We start from the raw sequence: 21,116 nt of genomic DNA on the forward strand, positions 1-21,116 counted from the left end.
CGCCAATCCTGCCAATCGAGTGGGCCACTCCACGAGCGAAAGTAGCCCAGCACCCACCGCCCCCGACCCGAAGACGCTTCTGCCGCCGCTCCAGCCCACCTCCCAACATGCTTGCCTGCCCGCTCACACGGCCTCGCAGCGACTGACCTGCCCCTCCCCCATCAGCAGGGCTTGCAAAAAACGTTATCTCGTCCTATGCTTTTCCTCACCACAAACCTGTTGTCTGGAGTGCAACGAGTCTGCATTTCTGCCCTGGTCTGCTGGGTTTCTTTAGCAGAGTTTCAGATAACGTTTTCAGCGCATTCTGCTCCTTGTCCCTGGAGGTTTCACCATGAAGATTCAACGCTTGTTCGCCGTTACCGTCCTGCTCTCGGTCAGCCTGGCCGCCGCGCAGAAAACCACCGTCACCATCGGCGTGTTCCCCGACCTCGACAGCGTGGTCAAGGCCGCCCTGCCGGGCTTCAACAAGCTCTACCCCGACATCGACGTCAAGATCAACTCGCTGGCCTACGCCGACCACCACAACGCGCTGACCACCGCGCTCTCGACCGGCAAGGGAGCCAACGACGTGGAAGCCATCGACTTCGGCTACGTCGCCAAGTTCGCCGAGGGCAACGGCATGACCGACCTGAGCAAAGCGCCGTATAACGCGGCGGCCCTGGCCAGCAAGTTCGTGGGCTTCACCTTCCCGCAGGCCACCACCCAGGACGGGCGCATCGTCGCCATTCCCACCGATATCGGCCCCGGCTCGATGTTCTACCGCACCGACTTGCTGGCCAAAGCAGGCGTCAAGCCCTCACAGCTCAACGCCAGCTGGGATTCGTACATCACCAACGGCAAGAAAGTGGTGGCGGCCAACCCCGGCACCTTCCTGATTCCCGACGCCTCCGAAGCCGCCCAGATCATCCTGCGCACCGGCCTCAAGGCGGGCGACGGCCTGTACTTCGACAAAGACAACAAGGTGCTGATCAGCCCCGACAACGCCCGCTTCGTCAAGGCGTTCACGGTGGCCAAGCAGATCCGCGACGCCAAGCTCGACGCCAAGGCGGGCGCGGCCTTCTCGCCGGAGTGGACCACCGCCTTCCAGAAAGGCAACCTCGCCACCGAGTTCTCAGGGGCCTGGCTGGTGGGCCACATGCAGAACTGGCTGGCCAAGGACTTCACCGGCAAGTGGAACGCCCAGAACCTACCCGGCAATACGTTTGCCAGCTGGGGCGGCTCGTTTTACGGCATCCCCGCCCAGAGCACCAACAAGGACGCGGCCTGGAAGCTGGTGCAGTACCTGACCACCAACCCCGCCCAGCAGGTTCTGGCGTTCAAGACCACCGGAGCCTTCCCGGCGCTCAAGGCCGGACAGACCGACGCGGTGTTCAACCAGGGCGTGGTCTACCTGGGCAACCAGAAGGCCCGCCTGCTGTGGCGCACGGCGGCGGCCAAGATTCAGCCGCTGGACGTCAACAAGCTTGACCCCATCGCCGATCAGATCGTTGGCGACGCGCTGGGCAGCGTCCTCGACGGCAGCAAGGACATCCCCACCGCGCTGGCCGACGCCCAGCGCCTGGTCGAGCGCCGCACCCGCTAAACGCCGCGACTGAGAAGCGTGGACGGCGTTGTGGCCGCCACGCTTTTCTTGTGCCCGTTCGTCAGACGCTTGCCCACGTGAGGAGGTCCCGTGACCGCTGCACCTATCCAACCTGCTCCAAAACCCATCCCCAAGGTCGGCGGCTGGGACAACTTCCAGCGCAAGTACGCGCCCTATATCTTCATCAGCCCCTTCTTCCTGTTGTTCTTCGCCTTCGGCCTCTTTCCGATCCTCTTCAACGGCTACCTCTCGGTGCATGAATGGCAACCCGGCAGCGGCCTGGGGGACATGAAGTTCGTGGGCCTGAGAAACTTCACCGACAACCTGACGGACCCTACTTTCTGGCTGTCACTCAAGAACACTGCGATCCTGGCCGTCGAGAGCGGCCTGCCGCAGCACCTGATTGCCATTCCACTGGCGTTTGCCATCAACATGGGCCTCAAGCGGGCGCAGTCGTTTATCACGGCGATCTACTTTCTGCCCTACATCACCTCGGTGGTCGCCATCTCGGTGATCTTCTTCACGCTGTTCAGCTGGCAGTACGGGGTGCTCAACGCCGCGCTCAACAGCCTGCACCACATTCCCATCCTGGGTGTGCTGTTTCCTGCTGACAAGATCAACTGGCTGGGTGAGCGCGCCTTCGTGCAGCCGTCAATCGCCATGGTGATCGTCTGGCGCTATGTGGGCTGGAACATGCTGCTGTACTTGTCGGGCCTGCAAGCCATTCCCGGCGAACTTTACGAGGCGGCGGCGGTAGACGGCGCGACCCGGACCGAGCAGTTCCGGTTCATCACCCTGCCGCTGCTGCGCCCGACCATCTTCCTGGCCGTGACCCTGAGTCTCATCGGCGGCTTCCAACTGTTCGAGGAGCCGTACATTCTCACCAACGGCGGCGGCGGCGTCGGACAGGCAGGACTGACCACCATCATGTATATGTTTAGAACCTACAACGCTTACAGTGACGCGGGCCTGGCCGCCGCGATGGCCTGGCTCCTCTTTATCGTGATCGGCTTGCTGACTCTGGTCAACAACCGCATCTTCGGGCGCAGCGGCATGGGCGCGGGCGAGGCGGCAAAATGACTTCTACACCCCTGATCGCCCCACGCACGACGCCCCGCAGCATCAGCGGCAAGCGCCCGCTCAGCCGCGCCGCCTCCATCCTGCTGCTCGTGTTCGGCGGTGTGCTGACGCTGGCCCCCTTCTACTTCATGTTTATTTTTGCCACCCACCCGCGTCAGGAAATCTTCTCGCTGCCGCCGCCCGTCTGGTTCGGCCACGATCTGGCAAACAATTACGACAGCCTGCTCTCACGGATGCCGTTCTGGCGCAACCTCTGGAACAGCCTGTATCTGGCGGTGCTGACCACTGCGACCACCCTGTTTTTCTGCACGCTGGGCGGCTACGCCTTTGCCATGTACGAATTCAAGGGCAAGAGCTGGCTGTTCGGGCTGCTGCTGATCACGCTGCTGATTCCCTCCACCCTCAACATCGTGCCCTACGCCCTGATCATGCAGGCGCTGGGCTGGATCGACACGCCCCGCGCCCTGTGGATTCCCGGCATGGCCAACGCTTTCGGTATCTTCCTGATGCGCCAGTATATCGGCAGCGCCATTCCCAGGGAACTGGTCGAGGCCGCCCGCATCGACGGAGCCACCGAATTCACGACCTTTCGCAAGGTGGTCGTGCCGCTGACCGGCCCCGCGATGGCGACCCTCGGTCTGGTGACCTTCGTGCAGTCGTGGAACGGCTTCCTGGGGCCGCTGATCATCTTCCGCAGCGCCGAGACCTACACCGCACCGCTGGCCCTGCGCACCCTGCAAGGCATCGCCAATACCGACTGGGGGGCCTTGATGTGCGGCGTGGCCCTGACGGTGGTGCCGCTGCTGATCATCTTCGCCTTCGCCTCGCGCCGCCTGATCGACGGCCTGACCAGCGGCGCACTGAAGGGCTGACCCGACCACTCTCTCCCCCATTTCTGGAGAACCATGACCCTCACTTCACCCGACATCAAACCCCTGACCCGCCAGAACTTCCCGCCCAATTTCGTCTTCGGCGTCGCCACCTCCGCGTTTCAGATCGAAGGCGCGACCCACGAGGACGGGCGCGGCGACAGCATCTGGGACACCTTCTGCCGCGAGCCGGGACGCATCCGTGACGGCACCAACGGCGACGTGGCCTGCGAACATTACCACCGCCTGGAGCAGGACCTCGACCTGATTCAGAGTCTGGGCGTGGACGCCTACCGCTTCTCGGTGGCCTGGCCGCGCATTCAGCCGAGCGGCACCGGAGCGGCCAACGAGGCGGGCCTGGCCTTCTACGAACGCCTGGTGGACGGCCTGAGTCAGCGCGGCATTGCGGCGCACCTGACGCTCTACCACTGGGACCTGCCACAGGCCCTCCAGGATCAGGGCGGCTGGACCAACCGCCAGACCGCGCACCACTTTGCCGAGTATGCCCGCATCATCGGCGAGCGGCTGGGCCACAAGGTCCGCAGCATCGCCACCCTCAATGAACCCTGGTGCGCCAGCATCCTGAGTTACGAGATCGGCGAGCACGCCCCCGGCTGGCACGACCGCCCCGCCGCCCTGAGTGCGGCCCACCACCTGCTCCTGGGACACGGGCTGGCGATGCAGGAGTTGCGGGCGCTGAAGTTGTCAGCCGACCTTGGCACAGTGCTCAACCTCGGCCCAGCCTACCCCGCCACCCCCGCCGACGGGGCCGCCGCCGCCGTCGCCGATGGACGCTTCAACCGCTGGTTCCTCGACCCGGTCTTCAGGGGCGAGTACCCCCGAGACATCTGGGACGGCTACGGCACGGACGTGCCGGTCGTGGAGGCAGGCGACTTCGAGATCATCCGCGCGCCTCTCGATTTCCTGGGCGTCAACTATTACACCCGCAGCTATATCTCGGCCAGCGGTGAGCAACCTGCCGGAGCCGTCACCACCGATATGGGCTGGGAAGTGTTTCCGCAGGGCCTCAGCGATCTGCTGATCCGCCTGCACGCCGACTACACCCTGCCGCCCATCTTCATCACCGAGAACGGCGCGGCCTACCCAGATACGCAAAATGCCGAGGGCGATATCCATGACCCCGAGCGGGTGAAATATCTGGAAAGCCACCTGCGGGCGGTGCTGGCAGCAGGTGAAGCGGGCGTGGACGTGCGCGGCTACTTCGGCTGGTCGCTGATGGACAACTTCGAGTGGGCCTACGGCTACTCCAAGCGCTTCGGACTGGTCTATGTGGACTACGAGACACAGGAACGCACCCTCAAAGACAGCGCCAGGTGGTATCAGGCGCTGGCAAAAAGCTGAGCCGGACCGAGCCGAACCGGATTCCAACTGAACGCCCCTACAGCACGTCCCGCTGTAGGGGCGTTCAGTTTCAGGGCTTGTCAGTTGCCCAGTCGAAACGGATTGAAATCGGTATGGCGGTCAAAGGTATCCACGCCCTCGGCCCGCTTGAGAAAGGCGACGACGGCGTAGGTCACGGGCGTCAGCACCACTTCGAGACCCACCTTGTAGACGTAGTTGAACAGCACCAGTCCCCATAGCACGTCGTTCGGCAGCACGCCCCAGAAGGCCACCAGGCTGAACACCAGCGTGTCGGCCCCCTGCCCGATCAGGGTACTGCCGATGGTGCGGGTCCACAGCCATTTGCCCCCCGTCAGCAGCTTGAGGCGGGCCAGCACGTAGGAATTGAGAAACTCGCCCACGAAGAATGCCGCTGTGGACGCCAGCAGGATGCGCGGCGCGAAGGCGAACACCACCCCGAACGCCCCCTTGGTGGGGCTGTCGGCGCTCTCGGGCAGGCCCGCCACCAGCGCGAAAGTCAGGGTCGCCAGCACATTCATCGCCAGCCCGAACCAGATGACCCGCCGCGAGCGGGCGTAGCCGTAGACCTCAGTCAGCAGATCGCCGAAAATATAGGTCAGCGGAAAGAGGATGGTGCCGCCGTCGAAGGTGGGTCGCCAGAATCCCAGATTCAGGGTGGCGGTCTTGGTGCTGGCGATGTTGGAGATGATCAGCACCGCCGCGAACAGGCCCAGGATCAGGTCGAAGTAACGCAGGCGCGGCTGGGGCAGGGAGGAAGCGGGACGGGGGACGGGGATAACTCCACTCTGGTCGCTGGACATGCGGCCCTCCTTGTGACGGCCAACTCGCGCAGTAGGCGAGCGCCAAAGCGCAGTGTAACGGCTGGCTGCCGTCAGTCAGGACTTCTTTCACCCGGCACAGCGCCCCGTCCGCCGTGGCAGCATACGGACATGACCCAGCTTCCTGCTCCCGAACTTGCGCGCCAGGGTATGCAGACCCGTGCCGAGCGCATCGGCAGCGGCCTCAGCCTCCTGATCGGCCTGTACACGCTGCTGGCCCTCCTCAGCCTGGGCGTGCTGGCGGCGCTGTGGGCCTTTTCCGGGTCGTTCTGGCAGGAACTCGGCGCGGGCAGTGCGCTGCCCACCTGGATTTTCGGCCTGGGCTTCGTGCTCACGGCCCTGTTCTATCTGCCGTACCTGCTGGCACTCTCAGCGGCGCGGCGGGCCATTCTCAGCCTGCGCGACTATGTTTCTTCGGCTGGGGATTTTTCAATGGGGCGTTCGGGCGGGCGACCCGACGCGCTGAGCGGCGACGTGAAGCGCTTCATCACCTGGCTGGGCGTCTGGCAGTGGGGCACCCTGGCCTCGGCGGTGCTGGGCCTGGGCATCGTCGCGGCGTCATTCGGCCTGTCGCAGGTGCTCTTGCCGGACAATGGAGAAATGTCTCTGGGCGGCCCGGAGACCGTTCTGGTGCTGCTGAGCGGACTGGCCCAGAGCGTGCCTACCGTCGTCCTGACCTGGCTGGTGCTGGGCAGCATCAAGCGCTTCTTCGCGGCGGCCCTCAGCCACGCGCGCGGCACTCCAGTGCCGGTCACGCCAGCGGCCACGGCGGCGGGCGGCTGGCTGATCTTCAGCCTGGTCGTGCTGGGCCTGGGGCTGGCGACCCTTCTACTCTCCGCCCTGATGGTGCTGGTGGTGGCCGCCGTACCGGGGCTGGGGCAAGCTTTCGAGGACAACGCCGCCTTCGGGTTCAGCACCGCCATTTTTCGCGGGGTAATGTGGGGCCTGGCCGCCCTGCTGCTGCTCTCGGGTCTGCTTTACGGCCTGCTGATGACCCTGGCCGCCTGGTCGCGCGGCTTCGCGCTGGACGTGGCTGCCGTGCTCGATGCCGGTTCTGGCCCAACCGCTCTGAACCCGGCCACCCTGAACACGTCGCTGGGTCCCTGGAAAACGGCGCTGAGACCGCCAGATCAACGCTAGCGGCCCGAATCGCCTTCACCGATTTCGCACCTCGGTACGCCACACTACGGAGCGTGAACCGATTGCTGACCCGCCGCGCCCTGCTTCTTTCCGTGGGCCTGTTGAGTGCCTGCGGCACCGCCCCGCAGATTGCCGCCCCGCCCGCCAACAGCTCCGGCAGCAGTGCCCGCAGCAATGACCTACCCACCGTGCCCAGACTGATGCGCCCGGCCCAGCCCGACTGCTCGGCGCAGAGCCTGGCCTCGCAGCTCAGCGGTGGCGATCTGGCCCGGCTGGCCTATACCAGCTTCGCGCCGGGCCGCCTCAGCGCCCAGACCAGCGCCGCGACACTGGCAGGCCTGCTCACCGATACCCGCACGCTCATCAACACGACGTATTACGGCTTCAGCACGGTGGATTTGCAAGCGCTTCACGAAACGTGGGAAGCCAATTTCCGCAAGACCTTCGGCAGCTTAGAGCAGGCCATTCCCGCCGCCGCCGACCCCCTGATGGATCAGTACGTCTCAGGCATCAACGACGAGCACACCTTCTACCTCGACCCCGCCAGCTATCAGGCACTCAAGAATCAGAGCAGCGGCGCGCCGACCAGCGGCCCGCGCTTCGGCTTCAGCCTGGCCGCCGTACCGGGCGAGGACGGCGCGGTGCTGACCGACGTGGGCGCGGGCACGCCTGCCGCTCAGGCAGGCCTGCAGCGCGGCGACACCATCCTGAGCGTGAACGCCGCACTGCTCACCCGTGACGGCCAGGACGACAACGCGGCGGCCAGCGCCTACTCCGGGGTACTTGGTGCGGCGGCCAAATCCGGCCAGAGCGTGACGCTCGGCATCCGGCGCGGCGCGGCGCAACTCTCCGTGTCGGTGACGCCCGCCGTGATCGCCAGCAGTTCCCTGCCGTCCGGCCAGCTCGTCGGCTCAACGTATCTGCTGAGGATTCCCTCATTTGCCACCGAGGGCACCGCCCAGCGAGTTCACGATCTGGTGAGGGCAGCCCAGAGCGCCGGAGCCAGCCGCCTGATCGTGGATCTGCGCGGCAACCGGGGCGGGCTGGTCAGCGAGGCCACCGCCGTCAGCGCCGCCTTCACGCCCCAACTGGCCGGACAGACCCTGGAATTTCTCGACGCGCAGGACTACACCTTCTTCTATCAGGGCAGCAGTGCGGTCGGCCAGGTGGCAGTGCGCGGGGTGTGCTTTTCCGGCAGCCAGGCGCTGACCACCATCCAGAATCCGGCGCGGTGGACCGGCAAGCTGGAGGTGCTGGTCAACGCCGAGAGTGCCAGCGCCAGCGAGGTGGTCACCGAGACGCTGCAAAAAGCCGGGGCCACCGCGCTGGGCGAGGTCACGGTGGGCGTCGGCAACACCGCCACCAACATCAACGATCTGCCGGGCCTCCGGGGGCTCAGCGTCACGGTGGCGCGCAGCCGCTCGCTGGACGGCCAGTACCTGACGGCCAGAGTCGCGCCGGACGTGGCCGTGAGTGATGACCTGAAGGCGCTGGCGCACGGCACCGATTTGCCGCTGGAGGCGGCGCTGGCACGGGGGCAGTGAGTTCAGTCCTCCCCCACCCGCTCTGAGATCAGCACTTCCCGCGCCACCTGCAAAAAGGCCCGCACCACCGGGTTGTCGTCCTGCCTGCGCCACACTGCCACGATGTCGACCACGGGCGCACCTTCAATGGGCCGGTAGGTGACGCCCGGCAGCGAAACGCGCTCGAAAAAGCGGATCGGCAAAAACACACCCAGGCCCGCCGCGACCAGCGACAGCAGGGTGGGCACCTCGATGGCCTCCTGCACGATGCGCGGCGCAAAACCTGCTGAGGCGCACCAGCGCATCACCTGATCGTAGTAAGCGGCGCGAATCTGGCGCGGGAAGAATACGAACGGCTCGTGGGCAAAGTCGGCGATGTTCAAAGACGCCTTGCGGGTCAGCGGGTGGGCACTCGGCAGCGCTACCACCAGTTCCTGCCGCCACAGCGCCTCAAACGCGAAACCCGGATCGCGCACCGGCAGCAGCATCAGCCCGATGTCGAGTTGCGAGGCCCGAAGACCGAGTTCCTGCTCCTGGGCGGTGAGTTCATGGAGGGCCACGCTGACGTTCGGGTAGCGCTCACGAAAGGTCCGCACCACGTCCGGCAGCCCGCCGAACACCATCCCCGAGACGAAGCCCAGAGTCAGGCGGCCCACCTCGCCTCTGGCCGCCCGCCGCGCCCGCTCGATGACCTGATCGGCCTGCTCAAGCGTCGAGCGGGCCGCTTCCAGAAACTCGCGCCCCGCCGGAGTGAGCTGCACCTTGCGGGTGGTCCGCAGCACCAGCGGCACGCCCACCTCGTCTTCCAGATTCTTGATGGAATTGGAGAGCGCCTGCTGCACGACAAACACCCGCTCGGCGGCGCGTCCGAAGTGGCCTTCCTCGGCCAGAGCGACAAAATGACGCAGGTGGCGCAGTTCCATGTGGCTCCTTTGGGGCAAAGCGATGCCCCTCTCCACCCACCACATCCTACTTCCCATTTACCATCCAGGTTGGTGAATCATAGCCGTTTGCGCTGTTGGCGCTTTGCAATCTGCGGGCCTAGACTGAGAGGCGATCAAAATACGCCCCGCCCTACCTTGACTTTTTCCGCTGGAGGAACCCCCGCATGACCCAGACCCGTCCCCGCGCCGAACTGCCCGCGCCCGAGCGCGAAAAACTCAACGAGATCGAAAAGCAGGAGTGGCTCGACTCACTCGCCTTCGTGATGGCCAATGCCGGAGACGAGCGGGCCGCACAGCTGCTCGAAGACCTGGATTACTACGCCTACTTTCACGGCGCGCCGATTCAGTTCAAGCAGAACACGCCGTACCTCAACACCATCGGCACGGAGCATCAGCCGGTCTACCCTGGCGACATCGCGCTGGAGCTGAAAATTCGCAACATCATCCGCTGGAACGCGGTGGCGATGGTCGTCAAGGCCAACAAGAACAGCGACGGCATCGGCGGACACCTGGCCAGCTACGCCAGCACCGCCGAGCTGCTGGAAGTCGGTTTCAACCACTTTTTCCGTGGTCACGGCGCAGGCCAGGACCGCGACCTGCTGTTTTATCAGGGCCATACCTCGCCGGGCATCTACAGCCGCAGCTTTCTGGAGGGCCGTTTTGACGAGGGCCACCTCAACCGCTTTCGCCGCGAGCTGAGCACAGAGGGGCCGGGCCTCTCCAGCTACCCGCACCCGTGGCTGATGCCCGATTACTGGGAATTCCCGACGGTCAGTATGGGCCTCGGCCCGATTCAGGCGATCTATCAGGCCAGGTTCATCAAGTACCTGGAAAACCGCAAGCTCAAGCCGGTCGGCGACGCCAAGGTGTGGGCCTTCCTGGGCGACGGCGAGATGGACGAGCCGCAGAGTATCGGGGCGCTCCGGTTTGCCGCCTACGAGAACCTCGACAACATTATTTTTGTATTGAACGCCAACTTGCAGCGCCTCGACGGGCCGGTGCGGGCCAACTCCAAGGTCATTCAGGAGTTCGAGGCGCTGTTCCGGGGCGCAGGCTGGAACGTCATCAAGGTGGTCTGGGACGGCAAGTGGGACGAACTGCTGAGTAAGGACTACAACGGCACCATCGTCAAGCGCTTCGAGCTGCTGGTGGACGGCGAGTCACAGCGTTACGCGGCCTTCGGCGGCAAGGAACTGCGCGAGAACTTCTTCAACACCCCCGAACTCAAGGCCCTGATCGAGGGCTGGAGCGACGCCGATCTGGAACTGCTCAACCGGGGCGGGCACGACGTCAACAAGGTGTACGCGGCCTACGCCTCGGCCATCAAGCACAGGGGCAGCCCCACCGTGATCATCGCCCGCACCATCAAGGGCTATGCGCTGGGCGAGAGCGCCATGGCCCGCAACGTGGCCCACAACGTCAAGAAGCTGGATTTCGGTGCCCTCAAGACCCTGCGCGACACCCTCAAATTGCCGCTTACCGACGATCAGGTGGAGCACCTGGAGTACTACAATCCTGGCCCCGATTCGCCGGAAGTCAAGTACATCCTGGAGCACCGCGCCGCGCTGGGCGGACAGATTCCGGCCCGCCACGTCGAGTACCAGATGCCCGAGGTGCCGGGACAGGACTTCTATCAGGAGTTCGCCAAGGGCAGCGGCGAGCGCCAGGTCAGCACGACCATGGCGCTGGTGCAGGTCATCAGCAAACTGCTGCGCGACAAAGAGCTGGGCAAGCTGATCGTGCCGATCGTGCCCGACGAGGCCCGCACCTTCGGGATGGACGCGCTGGTGCCGCGCATCGGCATCTACTCGCCACGTGGCCAGACCTACAAACCGGTCGACAGCGGCTCCTTGATGGCCTACAAGGAATCCAAAGACGGCCAGATGCTCGAAGAGGGCATCACCGAGGACGGGGCGATGGCCTCGTGGATCGCGGCGGGCACTTCGTATGCCAACCACGGCGTGCCCACGATTCCCTTTTACGTGTTCTACAGCATGTTCGGCCTCCAGCGCGTGGGCGATCTGGTGTGGGCCGCCGCCGACCAGAAGGCCAAGGGCTTTTTGATCGGGGCCACCGCCGGGCGCACCACCCTGGCGGGCGAGGGCCTCCAGCACCAGGACGGCAACAGTCTGCTCCAAGGCTACGTCGTGCCGAACCTGCGAATGTACGACCCGGCCTTTGCCTACGAGCTGGCCGCCATCGTGGAAGACGGCATCAAGAAGATGTACGTGGACGGCGAGGACGTTTTCTACTACATCATGGTGGACAACGAGAACGAGATTCAGCCCGCCGCGCCCGACGTCGAGGGCCTGCACGACGCCATCGTGAAGGGCATGTACCGTTTTCAGAAGTCCGAAAGCAAGGCCAAGCTGCGTGCCCAACTGCTCGCCAGCGGCCCGGCCATGGGCGCGGCGCAGGAAGCGGTCAAACTGCTCGAAGGCTACGGCGTCGCCGCCGACATCTGGAGCGTGACCAGCTACAAGCAACTGCACCAGGAAGCGCTGGCCGTGCAGCGTCATAACATGCTGCACCCCACCGAAACGCCGCAGGTGAGCTACGTGGCCCAGCAGCTCAACAAGGACAACGCCCCCGGCGTGCTGGTGTCGGTCAGCGACTACGTGAAGCTCGGCGCGGACGGCCTCAACGGTCACATCGACCGCAAGCTGTGGACGCTCGGCACCGACGGCTTCGGGCGCTCTGAGGCCCGGGCCGAGTTACGCGACTTCTTCGAGACCGACGCCCGGCACGTCACGGTAATGGCGCTCTACGCCCTGCTGCGCGACGGCAAGATTAAGGGCGACGTGGTAGCGAAGGCGATCAGCGACTTCGGGATTGACCCGGAGCGGCTGGCCCCGGTGGTTCGCTGATTGAGCTGATTTGAGGGCAATCGCTGGCGCGCACTTGTCCCTCACCCCGCCGCTTCGTAACGCCCCACTCCCGCAAGGGGCAAGCGGTAAAAGCGCAAAGATCAGGGTCTCGCTCCTCTCCACTCTTGGGAGAGACTGAGAGAAGGGGTGAGCGAGCGCAGCGATTGCTCTTCCCCCAAACCTCACTTCACCACAGCCCAAAAGGAATCCTCCATGCCAACCGAAATCAAACTCCCCGAAGTGGGCGACAACATCGAACAGGGCACCGTCGTCAGCGTGCTGGTCAAGGTGGGCGACACCATCGAAGCGGGCCAGGCCATCATCGAAATCGAGACCGACAAGGCTGTCGTGGAAGTCCCCGCCGAGGCAGGCGGCACGGTGGCCGAGGTTAAAGTCAACGTGGGCGACAGCGTGCCGGTGGGCGGCGTCATTTTGACATTGGCAGACGGCGCAGCTTCCCAGGCCCAGGGCGTGCCCGCCGCGTCTCCCAGCGAGGGCGGCGGCGACGAGACCATGCAGGTGAAATCGGCTCCTCTGGCTGTGCCTGCCGCCGTGCAGCAGCCCACTCCCGACCAGGGTGCAACCAAACAGGCCAGCCCTACACCTGCAGCTTCGAGCAGGACCGGACAGAACATCGTGCTGCCGGATGTGGGCGACAACATCGAGCAGGGCACGGTGGTCACGGTGCTGGTCAGCGAGGGCGACATGGTCACCGAGGGGCAGGCCATCGTGGAGCTGGAAACCGACAAGGCCGTGGTGGAAGTGCCCTCCAGCGCGGCGGGCAAGGTCGCTTCAGTGATGGTCAAGGTGGGCGACTCGGTCAAGATCGGCGGCGTGTTGCTGACCCTGGCGGGTGGGACCGGGGCGGGCGGCGCGGCTCCGGCTCCGAGCGTACCCGCTCAAGCTGAGCAAGGGTCCACACCAGCCCCTATCGCCAGCGATAACATCACCGAGCAGCCCAATCTGCCGCCTGCAGCCCAGAACGGCGGCGAGCAGCCCAGAGCGCAGAATCCCAACTCGCAAGGGACCCAGAACCCGCAGACCTTCGACGGACGCGACGTGGTTCACGCGGCCCCCAGCGTACGGCGGCTGGCCCGCGAACTCGGCGTGAACATCAAGTCGGTGCAGGGCGCAGGCCCCGCCGGACGCATCAGCGCCGAGGACGTGCAGCAGGCGGCCAAGGGCGGCGCTCCGGCTCAGGTAGCGCAGGCTCAACCTGCCGCTGCTCAGGCTCCCGCTCCGCAAGCGTCTGCTGTCTCTCAAGCGGTGCCTGCCCAGGCAGTCCCCGCCGCCGCCAGGTTGCCCGACTTTGAAAAGTGGGGCACAGTGCGCCGCGAGGACATGTCGGGCATTCGCAAGGCCACCGTCCGCAGCATGAACGCTTCCACCAGCATTCCGATGGTCACGCAGTTCGACAAGGCCGACGTGACGCGCATGGAAGAGGTCCGCAAGCAGTTCGGGGCGCGGGTCGAGAAGGCGGGCGGCAAGCTCACCATGACCCACATCCTGATGAAGGTCGTGGCGAACACCCTGCGCAAGTTCCCCAAATTCGGTGCGAGCCTGGACCTGGAGAATCAGCAGGTCATCTACAAGGACTATGTCAACCTCGGCGTGGCGGTGGACACCCCCAACGGCTTGCTGGTGCCAGTGCTGAAAAATGCGGACCGGCTCAGCATCACCGAGATGGTGCTGCAACTGAGCGAGCTGGCCGGACGCGCCCGCGAGCGCAAGCTCAAGCCCGACGAGATGCAGGGCGCGACCTTTACGATTTCCAACCTCGGCGGCATCGGCGGCTACGCCTTCACGCCGATTGTCAATTCGCCGGAAGTGGCGATCCTGGGCGTCTCGCGCGGCGGTTTCGAGCCAGTCTGGAACAAGGAAACAGAGACGTTTGAGCCGCGCAACATGCTGCCGCTCTCGCTCAGCTACGACCACCGCCTGATTGACGGCGCGGACGCGGCCCGCTTCGTGCGGGCGATTGCCGAGAGCCTGGAAGACCCGTTCCTGATCTCGCTGTAAACACTTGAAATAACCTAGCCCCCGCCAACTTCGGCAGGGGCTTTTTTAGCATTCTCTCTCGTTTTCCCAGAGTCAGGAACGGAAATTACTGACCTCAACCGTCATTTGTCTGCCGCCCACCATCCACCTGTCCACGTAGCAGTATGCCCAGGTCTCCCCTGGTTCCAGGCTACGAATGATCGGATGCTGGCTGGCGTGGAAGTGCTTGGTGATGTGCCTATTCTCGAACGAGTCGCAGCAGCCGACGTGCCCGCAGGTCATACACACCCGAAGGTGTATCCAGGTGTCGCCCAGTGCCACGCACTCCGGGCAGGTATCCAGGCTTTCAGGCCGCACTTCAGTGATGGCCTCGGCGTGGGCGCAGCGGCGCTGCTGCAAGGCGTTCAACTTCACCTCCGGCGTTTCCCGCCGCTCAGATGGGTCATGCTCAAGTCTACCCGTCTTCACCTGCCTGTCTTCACTTCCGCGTCTCCAGAAAGCCCACCACGTCGCGCAACTGCTGATCCGTCAGCACCCCGGCATACGGCGGCATGCTGGCCGCGCCGTTCTGGATGCGCCAGATCAGTTGATCGCGGCTCAGGCGTGCGCCCACCTGGCTCAGATCGGGGCCGCGAATGCCGCCCTGCCCGTCAATCTGGTGACACAGGATGCACGACTGACTGTGAAACAGGGCCGCACCGCGAATCACTGCCGGATCGGTGCTGCCCACCGTCTGAGCACTCAGCGGCAGCGCTTTGAAATGCGGCAGCCAGGGTTCCCGGTAGCCCACCACCGTCAGGCTGAAGATCAGGCCCACCATGACGACCACCGCCGCAATAGCCCAGGGACGGCGGCTGGGCGAGCGCTCACCCTTGTTGCTGACAAACGGCAGGGCCAGTAGTGCCACCAGCGCCAGCAGCGGCGCGGCGATGATCATGATGTTGGTGACGGCGTAAGGCCACAGCGCCAGCACCGAGAAGTACCAGATCAGGTACCAGTCGGGCTTGGGATCGGCCTGCACGATGCTGGGGTCAGGCGGCTTGCCGAGTTCGGGTGCGCCGATCTTCCAGGCCAGAAACACCATTAGCAAGATCAGGGCGCTGCCGAACACCGTGTCGCGCCAGGCCGCGTCGGGCCAGAACGGCACGCCGTCACGCTTGACACGGGCCTGGTAGTCCTGTTTGTAGGTGCGCGGATCGACCTTGCGCCCCGGCACTGGCGTTTCACTGATCCCGTTTCTGAGAACCAGAAAGACATGCAGCCCGATCAGGCCGAACATGATCGCCGGGAACCAGAACACGTGCAGGCTGAACAGGCGCGAGAGTGTGGCGGCGTTGAGCGTATCGCCGGCCAGCAGAAAGCGGGCCAGAATCGGGCCGACGAAGGGCGCACGGGCAGCCTGCTCCGCACCGACGACCACGCTCCAGAGGGCATTCTGGTCCCAGCGCAGGGTCTGCCCGGTGAAGGCCATCGCCAGCACCAGAAACAGCAGCAGCACCCCGCTGAGCCACTGCACCTCACGCGGGTATTTGTAAGCGGCCATCAGGTAAACGCGGGCCATGTGGATGCCCGCCATCACGACCATCAAAGACGCGCCGAAGTAGTGCAGCCCGCGCACGAGGGCCTCGAAGCTGCCAGGCGTCGAAATCTGCTGGAGGCTCTGGTAGGCGGTGGCGGTGGCCGGTTCGAAGAACATCGCCAGCGTGATGCCGCTGACCACCTGCAAGATGAAGGCGAACAACGTGGCGCTGCCGAACACGAAGGCCCAGCCGCTGCGCCTCGGCACCCGGTGGCCCGCCGCCTGATTGAGGCGGCTGACCAGCCCGGTGCGGTCTTCCAGCCAGCCGACGACCTTGCCGTGCTGGCGGGCGTCGCGGTTGGCCTCCGGCGTGTCGGGCATGATCTTCTCGGAAAAGTCAGGTGGGCTGCTCACGAACTGCTCCCCGGCCACACCAGCGTCGGCAGTGGCAACGCAGCGGTCTGAAGCTGCACGTCCTGACCCTGGAGCCGCACCCCCAAGCGCCGGAGCGGAATGCGCGGCGGCCCGGCCACGTTGGTGCCCTCCGCGTTGTAGACCCCGCCGTGACACGGGCAGAAGTAGAGACCCGAACCCGCCTGATGCTGCACCGGGCAGCCCAGGTGCATACAGACGTTGTGCAGCGCCAGCCAGTCGCCCTCACGCCGGGTCAGGTAGGCGGTGTCCTTCTTGACGGCCCCGGCGTAGGCCTGGGCGTCAGGCCGGGTGAACGTCACCAGCACCGTTTGGCCCAGCGGAAAGTCGGCCTGCTGCCCGACGGTCTGCCACTCGCCCTTGTCGCCTGTGGGGCTGTACTTATTCTGAAAGGCCGGGTCGAGCACCGCCCGCGCCACCGGGTAGCCTGCCGCTGCCGCCGCCGCCGCGCCGGAGCCGAGACTCAGCCAGACCAGAAACTTGCGGCGGGAAGTGTCCTGCTGCTGCTGCGTTTTCTGGTGGGTTTTCTGAGCCGCCGCAGTCTTGTCGCCCGCGCCGCTCATCAACCCTCTCCCGATTCCTGATAGCTGTCCCAGGCCCACATCGCGCCGCCGAGCACCGCCAGCACCACGCCCACGCCAACGATGCTCCAGATGGTGATGAGCAGGCCGAGGGCCGCGCCCGCCAGCCCGAACGCCAGCAGCACCGGCGCAAGGGTCGGTTTGGCTTCCTGCATTGAGCGCGGGCGGGTCCAGCCGGGCGGCAACGGGGCTTCTGCGGGTGGCCTATGAACGGGCACAGGTGAAACGACGATCGGAATCTGGGCGGGCGCGGTGGGCCTATACCCCAGCCGCCGGACCAGCCAGTACGCCGGAGCGCCCAGCACTTTCAGCAGACGGCTGAGCAGTTGAGTCAAAAAACTAGGTCGCTTGTTCATGGGGTTCCTGTCCAGACTTCAAACCAGAATTCAAAAGGGAAAGCAGGTGATAGACCGCTCCCGCCATGACCACCAGCCCGCCCAAGACCCACATCAGCACGCCGCCGAGCGCGGTGTCGCTGGGCACGGTCATGGAGTAGGCGTCACGGCTGAACGTAATGGCGGCCCCCAGCAGGGCGCAGGCCACCATTTGTGAAAGGAGGAGCGTCGCCGCGCCCAGCCCTCCGCCCGCCGCCCGGAGCCAGAACAGCAGCCCCGTGCCGACAAACAGCAGGCTTTCGAGCGCCATTCCGGCTGGCGTCATCAGTCGGGCGTAGATAGTGGGCAGATGCACCCCGTAGGTGACGAGGTTGAAGGCCAGAAAGGCCAGTGGGCCACTCACGCGGGGCCGCCATTCCGGAAAGGCCAGCACCAGCAGCGGTGCGGCCCCCAGCGACAGCAGCAGGTGGGCACCCATGTGCGAACTGAAGCTGCCAGGACGCATCTCCGTGCCTGAAGCGTAGAGCAGGCCTGCGCCGAGCAGGGCCAGGAGTGCCCCAGCGAGCGGCCAGCGGTTAAGACCCAGAGCGGTCACGGCCCACCCCAGATGTACAGCACCAGAAACAGCACCACCCACACGGCGTCCACGAAATGCCAGTAGATGCCCAGGCCCGCCGCGAAGCCTGAGCGCTTCGGGCCGATCAGCCCCCGCAGGCGCAGAATGCCAAGAATCGTCAGCGCGACTGCGCCCAGCAGCACGTGCAAGCCGTGGAGTCCGGTCACGGTGTAGAAGCCAGTGAAAAACAGGTTGGCGTCCACAGTTGCGCCCTTGGCAATCAGGCCGAGGTACTCCTGCACCTGGCCGTACACGAAGACCAGACCCAGCAGGGCAGTGAGCAACGTCAGGCCGCCGGACAGCGCGGCGCGGCTCTTGAAGCGGTCGGCCAGAATCAGTGTGCCACTCGACGCCCACAGCCCCAGGCTGTACCAGAGGGTCGTGCCGGGGTCGAGGGCGCTCTGGCCGGGGCCGTGCGAGTAGCGCCGCAGGTAAATGTTGGCGACGATCAGCAAGGTAAACATCACCGTGTCGGTGGCGAGAAACACCACCATGCCCCAGAAACCGTTGGACTGCGGACTGGCGTCGGCGTACTCAGGTGGATGGGCGTCGGAGAAGTGCGGCAGCACAGCACCGCCCGGTCCCGGTTCATAGTCTGGCCCGCTGAGAGACTGTCCGGCGACTGATGGTCCGGTCATTGGTCGTGCCCCCGTTCCTCGGCGCGGATGTGGCCCTGGCCCTGCTTGTCGTGGCGCTGGGGCCGCTTGTGGTCCTGGTCTTCGGGGTGGGTCAGGTCCCACAGCGGGCGGCTGGAGCGGATCGGCGGCAGCATGGTGAAGTTCTCCTTCGGCGGCGGGCTGGTCGTCAGCCAATCCAGCGTCCAGGCTTGCCAGGGGTTGTTTCCGGCCACCCGGCCCAGCTTGAAGCTGACCACCAGATTGATCAGGGTGAGCAGCAGCCCCAGACCCAGCACGAAGGCGCTGAAGGTCGAGAACATGTTCAGGGCTCCCCAGCCCGGCAGATCGGGATAGGTGTAGACCCGGCGGGGCATCCCCATCAGGCCCAGGGCGTGCTGCACCAGAAAGACGCCGTTGAAGCCCAGGGTGATCATCCAGAAGGCGAACTTGCCGACGGATTCGCTGAGCATCCGCCCGGTCATCTTGGGGTAATAAAAATGCAGGCCCGAGAGCAGGGCGAAGAGGCTGCCGCCCATCAGAACGTAGTGAAAGTGCGCCACCACGTAATACGTATCCGTGACCTGCCAGTCGATCGGCAGCACCGCGAAGCTGACCCCGGTGACGCCGCCGAAGGTGAACTGAATCAGGAAGGCCAGCGCGTAGAGCATCGGCACCGTGAAACGGATACTGCCTTTCCAGAGGGTGGCCACCCAGTTCATGACCTTGATGCCGGTGGGCACGGCGATCAGCATGGTGCTGGCAGCGAACGCCAGATTGACCGGGCGGGCAAAACCGACGGCAAACATGTGGTGGGCATACACGGCGAAACTCAGCACCGCGATGGCCACGGTGGACCCCGCCACGAACTCGTAGCCGAAGATCGGCTTGCGCGAGAACACCGGAATGACCTCGCTGATGATGCCCCAGGCCGGGAGAACCATGATGTAGACCTCGGGGTGGCCGAAAAACCAGAAATAATGCTGCCACAGCAGGGCGCTGCCACCGTGCGAGAAGAAATGCCCGCTGAGGACCCGGTCCACTTCCAGCATGATCAGGGCCGCGTTGAGTGCCGGGAAAGCGAACACGATCATGAAGGCGTTGACGTAGACCATCCACGCGAACAGCGGCATCCGCCAGAAGCCCATGCCGACGGCGCGGTAGCGGGTGGCCGTCACGATGATGTTGATGGCGGTCAGGGTGGTGCCGGTGCCGGTGAGCAGCAGCGCCACCGCCCAGAAGTCGACGCCCAGGCTCATGCTGAAGGGCCGTTCGCTGAGAGGCGCGTAGGCGAACCAGCCTGCCGAGGGCGGGCCTTCCAGCAGACTCAGATAGAGGGTCAGGCCGCCCAGCGCCGAGAGCCAGAAGCCGAAGGCGTTCAGGCGCGGAAAGGCCATGTCTTTGGCCCCGATTTGCAGCGGCAGCAGATAATTGGAAAACCCCAGCAGCATCGGCATCACCGCCAGGAAAATCATGGTGGTGCCGTGCAGGGTGAAGAACTCGTTGTAGGTCGTGCCGGTCAGCAGGGTATTGCCGGGCCGGGCCAGTTGCAGCCGCATGACCAGCGCCTCCACCCCGCCCAGAAAGAAGAACAGCGAGCCGAGCGCCAGGTACATCAGGCCGATGTCTTTGTGGTTGGTCGTCGAGAGCCAGCGGGTGAAGTTGCGCGGCGCGGCTTTGGGTTCCATCTCGGCGGTGGGCAGACGCGTTTCTGGCTGGCTGATTTCAGGCTTGAGGGTGGTCATTTCAGCGTCTCCAGATAAGCCGTGAGCTGGCGCAACTGCGCGTCGTTCAGGTGGAAATTGGGCATCCGGGTGCCGGGCTTGTAGGCATCCGGGTTGCCCAGCCACCGCACCACGTCGCCGGGGCGGGTGCTCAGCACGCCCCCGGCCATCTGGCTGCGCGAGGCGAAATGGGTCAGGTCGGGGCCGACGTTGCCCCTCGCGCCCAGTCCGCGCACCCGGTGGCACTCGCCGCAGCCCTGGCGCACGAACAGGGCCGCGCCCGAGGCCGCCGCGCCAGGACTGGGGGGGGCCGCCTGCCGGGCCTGGGCCGCCAGCCACGCCTGAAAGTCCTGCGGGGTCTGGGCCACCACCGTGAAGCGCATCCAGGCGTGCTGCGCTCCGCAGAACTCGGCACAGGCCCCCAGGTAGTTGCCCGGCTTGTCGGCCTGAATCCAGACGCGGTTGTTCTGGCCCGGCACGACGTCCATCTTGCGGGCCAGCTGAGGTGCCCAGAAATCGTGGATCACGTCGGCGCTGGCGAGTTGAAGCAGCATCCGTTTGCCAGTGGGAATATGAATTTCAGTGGCGGTGCTGACCACACCCTGCCCCGCCGGATTGGACGCACGCGGGTAGCTGGCTTCCCAGAACCACTGATGCCCAGTCACCTTGATGTCGGGCGTGCCGTCTTGCCCCGTTTCGGGGTCGACCTTGTTCATCAGCCCCCAGGCCAGGCCGAACAGCAGCACCAGCACTGCTGCCGCCGCGCCCATCCAGATGATCTCGTCGCGGGCATTACCAAAAATCTGCGGCGGCTCGCCCTGCGCGCCCCGGTGCTTGAAGCGCCAGGAAAAATAGAGGGTCAGGCCAGTGACCAGCAAGAAGACCACGCCGCCCACTCCCAGCGTGATGTAGATCAGCTCGGTGATGGGCCGGGCCAGCGGCGAGGCAGGCTGCAACACGGGAATGGTGGCGGGCAGACTCACGCGGACACCTTCACGCAGGGCGTCATCACAGCGAACAACATCACAGTTCCTCCAGCATCTGCGCTTCGGGCCGCCAGTACCAGGGGGAAGCGCCGCCCCAGCCTTGAG

18 protein-coding genes are annotated in these 21,116 nt (G+C 65.2%); 8 read left to right on the forward strand and 10 right to left on the reverse strand.

The window, feature by feature from the left end:
- The first annotated feature begins 331 nt into the window (after positions 1–331).
- From N0D28_RS13660 to N0D28_RS13675, 4 genes are all read left to right on the forward strand, one after another.
- Positions 332–1,582, forward strand: a complete 1,251-nt coding sequence (locus N0D28_RS13660) for an ABC transporter substrate-binding protein (RefSeq protein ID WP_260560042.1) — start codon at positions 332–334, stop codon at positions 1,580–1,582.
- A gap of 90 nt (positions 1,583–1,672) precedes the next feature.
- On the forward strand, positions 1,673–2,662 hold the full coding sequence (locus tag N0D28_RS13665; protein WP_260560043.1) for a carbohydrate ABC transporter permease: 990 nt from the start codon (positions 1,673–1,675) through the stop codon (positions 2,660–2,662).
- Positions 2,659–3,534 (forward strand): carbohydrate ABC transporter permease, encoded by an 876-nt coding sequence (locus N0D28_RS13670; RefSeq protein ID WP_260560044.1) that lies wholly within the window; start codon positions 2,659–2,661, stop codon positions 3,532–3,534. Before N0D28_RS13665 ends, N0D28_RS13670 begins: the two co-directional genes overlap by 4 nt.
- 33 nt (positions 3,535–3,567) lie before the next feature.
- Entirely contained in the window at positions 3,568–4,893 is a 1,326-nt protein-coding gene (locus N0D28_RS13675) for a GH1 family beta-glucosidase (RefSeq protein ID WP_260560045.1), read from the forward strand.
- An 80-nt stretch (positions 4,894–4,973) separates the two neighbouring features.
- Here N0D28_RS13675 and N0D28_RS13680 read toward each other — a convergent pair whose 3' ends face one another.
- Positions 4,974–5,714, reverse strand: coding sequence for a queuosine precursor transporter (locus N0D28_RS13680; RefSeq protein ID WP_260560046.1), 741 nt, complete (start codon positions 5,712–5,714; stop codon positions 4,974–4,976).
- Between the two features lie 129 nt (positions 5,715–5,843).
- On the opposite strand from N0D28_RS13680, the gene N0D28_RS13685 reads away from it, so the two are divergent.
- Both N0D28_RS13685 and N0D28_RS13690 read left to right on the forward strand, forming a co-directional pair.
- A complete protein-coding gene (locus N0D28_RS13685; protein WP_260560047.1) occupies positions 5,844–6,872 on the forward strand; it encodes a hypothetical protein in 1,029 nt (342 codons plus the stop codon).
- Between the two features lie 53 nt (positions 6,873–6,925).
- Positions 6,926–8,416 (forward strand): S41 family peptidase, encoded by a 1,491-nt coding sequence (locus N0D28_RS13690; protein WP_260560048.1) that lies wholly within the window; start codon positions 6,926–6,928, stop codon positions 8,414–8,416.
- Positions 8,417–8,418: 2 nt separating this feature from the next.
- Here N0D28_RS13690 and N0D28_RS13695 read toward each other — a convergent pair whose 3' ends face one another.
- Positions 8,419–9,318: a LysR family transcriptional regulator gene (locus N0D28_RS13695; protein ID WP_260560049.1), complete on the reverse strand. Its 900-nt coding sequence runs from the start codon at positions 9,316–9,318 to the stop codon at positions 8,419–8,421.
- A 185-nt stretch (positions 9,319–9,503) separates the two neighbouring features.
- Between N0D28_RS13695 and aceE the strand changes: the two genes are divergently transcribed.
- Both aceE and aceF read left to right on the forward strand, forming a co-directional pair.
- A complete protein-coding gene (gene aceE, locus N0D28_RS13700; RefSeq protein WP_260560050.1) occupies positions 9,504–12,206 on the forward strand; it encodes a pyruvate dehydrogenase (acetyl-transferring), homodimeric type in 2,703 nt (900 codons plus the stop codon).
- 213 nt (positions 12,207–12,419) lie between these two features.
- Entirely contained in the window at positions 12,420–14,225 is a 1,806-nt protein-coding gene (gene aceF, locus N0D28_RS13705; protein ID WP_260560051.1) for a dihydrolipoyllysine-residue acetyltransferase, read from the forward strand.
- 72 nt (positions 14,226–14,297) lie between these two features.
- Here the strand turns inward: aceF and N0D28_RS13710 are convergent, their stop codons facing one another.
- From N0D28_RS13710 to coxB, 8 genes are all read right to left on the reverse strand, one after another.
- Entirely contained in the window at positions 14,298–14,612 is a 315-nt protein-coding gene (locus tag N0D28_RS13710) for a UBP-type zinc finger domain-containing protein (protein ID WP_260560052.1), read from the reverse strand.
- A 70-nt stretch (positions 14,613–14,682) separates the two neighbouring features.
- Entirely contained in the window at positions 14,683–16,137 is a 1,455-nt protein-coding gene (locus N0D28_RS13715) for a cytochrome b N-terminal domain-containing protein (protein ID WP_260560053.1), read from the reverse strand.
- Positions 16,134–16,718 carry a QcrA and Rieske domain-containing protein gene (locus N0D28_RS13720; RefSeq protein WP_260560054.1) on the reverse strand — a complete coding sequence of 195 codons (585 nt, stop codon included), beginning with the start codon at positions 16,716–16,718 and terminating at the stop codon, positions 16,134–16,136. The genes N0D28_RS13715 and N0D28_RS13720 overlap by 4 nt, the downstream gene beginning before the upstream one ends.
- Entirely contained in the window at positions 16,718–17,092 is a 375-nt protein-coding gene (locus N0D28_RS13725) for a hypothetical protein (RefSeq protein ID WP_260560055.1), read from the reverse strand. Before N0D28_RS13725 ends, N0D28_RS13720 begins: the two co-directional genes overlap by 1 nt.
- A complete protein-coding gene (locus N0D28_RS13730) occupies positions 17,076–17,666 on the reverse strand; it encodes a cytochrome c oxidase assembly protein (RefSeq protein WP_260560056.1) in 591 nt (196 codons plus the stop codon). The genes N0D28_RS13725 and N0D28_RS13730 overlap by 17 nt, the downstream gene beginning before the upstream one ends.
- The gene (locus tag N0D28_RS13735; RefSeq protein ID WP_260560057.1) at positions 17,663–18,325 is read right to left on the reverse strand and encodes a cytochrome c oxidase subunit 3; all 663 of its coding nucleotides are present in this window, start codon (positions 18,323–18,325) and stop codon (positions 17,663–17,665) included. The genes N0D28_RS13730 and N0D28_RS13735 overlap by 4 nt, the downstream gene beginning before the upstream one ends.
- Positions 18,322–20,046, reverse strand: a complete 1,725-nt coding sequence (locus tag N0D28_RS13740) for a cytochrome c oxidase subunit I (protein WP_260560058.1) — start codon at positions 20,044–20,046, stop codon at positions 18,322–18,324. The genes N0D28_RS13735 and N0D28_RS13740 overlap by 4 nt, the downstream gene beginning before the upstream one ends.
- The gene (coxB, locus tag N0D28_RS13745) at positions 20,043–21,008 is read right to left on the reverse strand and encodes a cytochrome c oxidase subunit II (protein WP_260560059.1); all 966 of its coding nucleotides are present in this window, start codon (positions 21,006–21,008) and stop codon (positions 20,043–20,045) included. Before coxB ends, N0D28_RS13740 begins: the two co-directional genes overlap by 4 nt.
- Positions 21,009–21,116 lie beyond the last annotated feature (108 nt).

Origin of the sequence: Deinococcus rubellus (assembly GCF_025244745.1) — a bacterium.
GTDB lineage: Bacteria > Deinococcota > Deinococci > Deinococcales > Deinococcaceae > Deinococcus > Deinococcus rubellus.